This window comes from Dietzia sp. DQ11-38-2, assembly GCF_014145055.1.
Classification (GTDB): domain Bacteria; phylum Actinomycetota; class Actinomycetes; order Mycobacteriales; family Mycobacteriaceae; genus Dietzia.
The window spans coordinates 1-5,879 of record NZ_JAALDW010000187.1; the positions used below are offsets into that span (position 1 = coordinate 1).

The following is a 5,879-nucleotide window of genomic DNA, read 5'->3' on the forward strand; positions in this document are numbered from 1 at the left end:
TCCTCCCGCCACAACTCGCGGAGCCGGTCGGGGGAGTCCCACTGGCCCACCGCGAGACCCGCGGCGAACGCGGCGCCCAGTGCGGTGGTCTCGGTGACCTCGGGTCGGATCACGTCGATGCCCAGGATGTCGGCCTGGAACTGCATCAGGTAGTCGTTGACCACCATCCCGCCGTCGACGCGCAGCGCGTCGGCGGTCTCACCGGCATCGGCGGCCATCGCGTCGGTCATCTCGCGGGACTGGAAGGCCGTGGCCTCGAGCGCGGCTCGCGCCAGGTGTGCTCGCGTGTGGAACCGCGTCAGGCCCACCAGCGTCCCGCGCGCGTCCGGACGCCACCGCGGGGCGAGGAGCCCGGAGAACGCCGGCACGAGGTAGCAGTCGCCGTTGTCCCGGAGGGATTTGGCGAGATCCTCGGTCTCCTCGGCACTCGAGATCACCCCGAGGTTGTCCCGCAGCCACTGCACCAGCGAGCCCGCCACCGCGACGGAGCCCTCCAGGGCGTACACGGGGTCGGCGTCCCCGAGCTGGTAGCAGACGGTGGTGAGCAGACCGTTGTCACTGAACTGGGGCGTGGTGCCGGTGTTGAGAAGGAGGAACGCGCCGGTCCCGTAGGTGTTCTTGGCATCGCCGGGGTCGAAGCAGGTCTGGCCGAACATTGCGGCCTGCTGATCACCGAGGATCCCCGCGATGGGGGTGCCGCCGAACATTCGTCGCTCGGTCACGTGACCGATCACCCCCGAGGACGGCACGATGTCGGGCAGCATCGCCCGCGGCACCCCCATCTCGCGGCAGAGCTCGTCACACCAGTCGAGGGTCCGCAGGTCCATGAGCAGGGTGCGCGAGGCGTTGGTGACGTCGGTGACGTGCAGGGCCGGTTCGCCGTCGGTGCCGCCGCGGCGGCCACCTGTCAGGTTCCACACCAGCCACGAATCGATGGTCCCGGCCAACAGCTCTCCGGCCTCGGCCCGCTCCGTGCCCCGCCGCCCCTCGGAATCGAGGTGATCGAGGATCCAGCGGATCTTCGGACCCGCGAAATACGTGGACAGGGGCAGTCCGGTGGCGTCCCGGAACCGGTCGTCTCCGTCCGGGTGCGCTGCGGCCAACCGGGAGCAGATCCCGGAGGTCCGGGTGTCCTGCCAGACGATCGCGTTGTACACCGGTTCGCCGGTCTCCCGCTCCCACACCACCACGGTCTCCCGCTGATTGGTGATCCCGATCGCGCTCACCAGTGCCGGTTCGAGATCGGCGTGGCCGGCCACCTGGGCCATGGCGGTGCGCACGTTCTCCCAGATCTCCAACGGGTCGTGTTCCACCCATCCGGCCCGGGGCAGGATCTGCCGGTGTTCGACCTGGGCGGTCGCCGCGGGCACCGGCAGGCCGTCGTGGTCGAAGAGGATGGCCCGCGAGGACGTGGTCCCCTGGTCGATCGCGAGGATGAAGGTGTTACGCGTCACGTCGCCAGACTACGTCCGGCCGGGCGTAGAGTCGGGCGCGACCGGCCGGAATCCGATACCCGGCCCCGGAGGGAGCACGATGCCCACGAACAGATCCAGGTCCGTACTCGGCCCGGAACGCCGGGTCGAGGCGTGGCGCAAGCTCTCCGAGGAGTCCTTCGACCTCGTGATCGTGGGCGGGGGCGTGGTGGGCACCGGCAGCGCCGTCGACGCGGCGACGCGCGGCCTGAGCGTGGCGGTGGTGGAGGCGCGCGACTTCGCCGCCGGTACCTCCTCGCGCAGCTCCAAGATGTTCCACGGGGGGCTCCGTTACCTGGAACAACTCGACTTCGGGCTCGTCGCGGAGGCCCTCCACGAGCGCGAACTCAGCATGACCCGACTGGCCCCGCACCTGGTCAAGCCCCTGAAGTTCCTGTTCCCGCTGACCCGCCGGTTCTGGGAACGCCCCTACATGGCCGCGGGGTTCGTCCTCTACGACCTCATGGGCGGCGCCAAGAGCGTCCCGCCGCAGAAGCACTACAGCCGCGCGGGTGCGCACCGGTTGGCCCCCGGTCTTCGCGAGGACATCGTGGTGGGCGGCATCCGGTACTGGGACACCCTGGTCGACGACGCCCGTCACACCCTCACCCTCGCCCGGACCGCGGCGCTCCACGGTGCGGTGGTCGCCAACTCCACCCAGGTGATCGGGTACCTGCGGGACGGCGACCGGGTGACCGGGGTGCGGGTCCGCGACGCCGAGAGCGGAGCGGAGACCGATGTCCGCGCCGAGGTGGTGCTCAACGCGGCCGGGGTGTGGACGGACCATCTGCAGGAGATGTTGGGGGAGGTGGGCGGTTTCACGGTCCGTGCCTCGAAGGGGGTTCACATCGTGGTGGACCGCGACAAGGTCGACTCCGAGGCGGCCCTGATCCTTCGGACCGAGAAGTCAGTGCTCTTCGTGATCCCCTGGGGCGAGTACTGGATCATCGGCACGACCGACACCGACTGGCAACTCGACCTGGCCCACCCGGCGGCGACGGGGGCGGACATCGACTACATCCTCGGACACGTCAACGCCGTTCTCACCACCCCGATCGATCGAGACGACGTCCGCGGCGTGTACGCGGGCCTTCGCCCCCTGCTCTCGGGCGGGGCCGACTCGACCGCCAAGCTCTCACGGGAACACGCGGTGATGCGCGCGGCACCCGGGGCCGTGGTGGTGGCGGGCGGCAAGTACACCACCTACCGGGTCATGGCGGCTGATGCGGTCGACGCCGCGGTGGCCGAGTTGGGGCCCGAGCGCGCGGAGACCGTTCCGGCCTCGACCACCGATCGCATCCCGCTCCTCGGTGCCGACGGCTACCCGGCGATGGTCAACCGCGCGGACCGGATCGCGGACGATTACGAGATCAGGGAGGAACAGGTCCAGCACCTGCTGGGTCGGTACGGTTCGCTCCTCGAGGACGTGCTCGATCTGGCTGCGGACCGCCCGGATCTGCTGGAATCCCTCGTCGGCGCCGACCGCTACCTGCGGGTGGAGGTGGTCTACGCCGCGCTGGCGGAGTCCGCGCTGCACCTGGAGGACGTCCTGGTGCGCCGCACCCGGATCTCGATGGAGTACCAGCACGGAGGCGTGGCCTGTGCTCGAGAAGTCGCCCAACTCATGGCGGAAGTGTTGGACTGGGGTCCCGACCGCGTCGAGCGGGAGGTCCGGATGTTCGAGCAACGGGTCGAGGCCGAGCGGGCGAGCCAGGTGACGGAGTCCGACGACGAAGCCGATCATTTCCTTCGCGGCGTCCCCGAGATCCGCGAGTTCCTGGTGGAGGCGACCGTCGATCCCGCCGTAGCCGAACCGGTGGTCGACCACCCGGGCTGACCGGGTACGAACCCCGCGGGGGAGGGACGCAGTCCTGACGGCGCTCCCCGCATGAGACGTCGGCGTCGCCCGGGTGGGCGGCGCCGACGTCTCATGCGGGTGGGGTCAGCGGATCACTTGATCTCGCAGAGCACCGTGCCCTGGGTGACCGCGGCTCCGGCGTCCACGGAGAGGTCGGTGACGACGCCGTCCTTGTGCGCGGTGACCGGGTTCTCCATCTTCATGGCCTCGAGGACGGCGATGAGTTCGCCGGTCTTGACCTCCTGGCCCTCCTCGACGGCCACCTTGACCACGGTGCCCTGCATCGGGGCGGAGACGGCGTCCCCGGAGGCGGCGGCACCGGCGGCCCCACCACGGGTGCGTGCCTTGGCCTTGCGGCGGACGGTGCCACCGTTATGGGATCCGCCGAAGGCGAGGTCGCCGGGCAGCGAGACCTCGACGCGACGGCCGTCCACCTCGACGACGACCTTCTTCCGCTCGACCGGCTCGTCGTCGTCGGCGGGGGCGCCGGTGGCGCTCCACGGCTCGATCGGGTTGTCCCACTCCTCCTCGATCCACTTGGTGTAGACGTCGAAGCCCTTCCCGTCTCCCACGAAGGCGGGGTTGGCGACGACGTGGGAGTGGAACGGGATGACGGTGGCCATGCCCTCGACCGTGTACTCGGCGAGCGCGCGGGCCGACCGTGCCAGCGCCTGGTCGCGGTCCTCGCCCCAGACGATGAGCTTGGCGAGCATCGAGTCGAACTGGCCGCCGATGGTGTCGCCCTGCTCGACTCCGGAGTCGACGCGGACACCCGGCCCACTGGGCTCGTGGTACGCCGTGATGGTGCCGGGGGCGGGCAGGAAGCCACGGCCGGCGTCCTCACCGTTGATGCGGAACTCGAACGCGTGGCCGCGCGGGGTCGGGTCCTCGGTGAACTCGAGGACCTCGCCCTCCGCGATCTTGAACTGCTGCAGGACCAGGTCGATGCCCGCGGTCTCCTCGGTGACCGGATGCTCCACCTGGAGCCGGGTGTTGACCTCGAGGAAGGAGATGGTGTCGCCCTGGACCATGTACTCGACGGTGCCGGCGCCGTAGTAGCCGGCCTCCTTGCAGATCGCCTTGGCGGAGTCGTGGATCCGCTTGCGCTGTTCGTCGGTGAGGAACGGGGCGGGGGCCTCCTCCACGAGCTTCTGGAAGCGGCGCTGGAGGGAGCAGTCGCGGGTGCCGGCCACGACGACGTTGCCGTGCTGGTCGGCGAGCACCTGCGCCTCGACGTGGCGGGCCTTGTCGAGGTACTGCTCGACAAAGCACTCGCCGCGGCCGAAGGCGGCGGTGGCCTCACGGGTGGCCGAGTCGAAGAGTTCGGCGACCTCCGACATCTCGTGGGCGACCTTCATCCCGCGCCCGCCGCCGCCGAAGGCGGCCTTGATGGCGATGGGCAGGCCGTACTGCTCCGCGAACTTCACGACCTCGTCGGCATTGGCGACGGGGTCCTTGGTGCCGGCCGCCATCGGCGCGTTGGCCCGCTCGGCGATGTGCCGCGCGGTGACCTTGTCGCCGAGGTCACGGATGGCGTTCGGCGGGGGGCCGATCCAGATCAGGCCGGCGTCGATGACGGCCTGCGCGAAGTCGGCGTTCTCGGAGAGGAATCCGTACCCGGGGTGGATGGCGTCGGCGCCGGACTTGGCGGCGGCGTCGAGGATCTTGTCGAAGACCAAGTAGGACTCCGCGGAGGTGGTGCCTCCGAGGGCGAAGGCCTCGTCCGCCAGCTTGACGAAGAGGGCGTCGGCGTCGGGCTCGGCGTACACGGCCACGCTGGCCAGGCCGGCGTCCTTCGCCGCGCGGATCACACGGACGGCGATCTCGCCGCGGTTGGCGACGAGGACCTTGGTGATGTGAGAGCTGGCATGACTGGGCACTCAGGGCCTCCTGGTGATGGACGTCTCTTAGACCGGTGCGCCCGGTGGGGGACCGATATTCTCCAGCAGTCTAATGAGAGGCCCCCCTCATGTGTGGGATTGGGGGTCCGTGAGCTGCTCCGTGGGGTCGGGTGCTTCGGGACTCGGCCTCTCTGACCAGCTGTTCAGGCGCGAAGCTCAGGCCGCCACACCTGGTGTGCATGTATCCCGGCGTCCTCGAGGAGGCGCCGCAACAGCGGAAGACTGAGTCCGATGACACTCGACGGGTCGCCGTCGATCCGGTCGATGAACCACCCGCCGAGCGACTCGATGGTGAAGGCGCCCGCGCACTCGAGGGGTTCGCCGGTGCGGAGGTACACATCGAGGTCGGAGTCCGAGGGAGCGCCGAAGTGGACGGTGGTGTCGGAGGTGTCGGTCGCTCGCCCGGTGACGACGAGGGGCCCGTCCCCGGTGAGGTCGGCGAGCACGACGGCGTGGCCGGTGATGAGGACCCCGTGACGACCCCGCATCTTCTGCCACCGCGCCATCGCCCGTTCGTAGGTGTGCGGCTTGCCCTCGAGCCGACCGTCGACCAGGAGCATCGAATCGCAGCCCACGACGACGAGGGTGTCGGCCCCGGCCCCCCGGGCCTCGTCCGCGAGCGACTCGCCCTCACGGTCGAGGACGTCC

At 70.1% G+C, this 5,879-nt stretch carries 4 protein-coding genes; 1 reads left to right on the forward strand and 3 read right to left on the reverse strand.

Going from position 1 to position 5,879, the window contains the following annotated elements:
* Window positions 1–1,454 (reverse strand): glycerol kinase GlpK (gene glpK, locus G6026_RS07080; RefSeq protein ID WP_182612755.1); only part of this gene is annotated, 1,454 nt, incomplete at its 3' end.
* 79 nt (window positions 1,455–1,533) lie between these two features.
* Here glpK and G6026_RS07085 point away from each other — a divergent pair.
* Window positions 1,534–3,309, forward strand: coding sequence for a glycerol-3-phosphate dehydrogenase/oxidase (locus G6026_RS07085; RefSeq protein WP_107755919.1), 1,776 nt, complete (start codon window positions 1,534–1,536; stop codon window positions 3,307–3,309).
* A 113-nt stretch (window positions 3,310–3,422) separates the two neighbouring features.
* Here G6026_RS07085 and G6026_RS07090 read toward each other — a convergent pair whose 3' ends face one another.
* Both G6026_RS07090 and G6026_RS07095 read right to left on the reverse strand, forming a co-directional pair.
* Entirely contained in the window at window positions 3,423–5,210 is a 1,788-nt protein-coding gene (locus tag G6026_RS07090; protein ID WP_107755920.1) for an acetyl/propionyl/methylcrotonyl-CoA carboxylase subunit alpha, read from the reverse strand.
* 164 nt (window positions 5,211–5,374) lie between these two features.
* Window positions 5,375–5,879, reverse strand: a 505-nt coding sequence (locus tag G6026_RS07095; protein WP_182612756.1) for a Maf family protein, incomplete at its 5' end; no start/stop codon positions are given.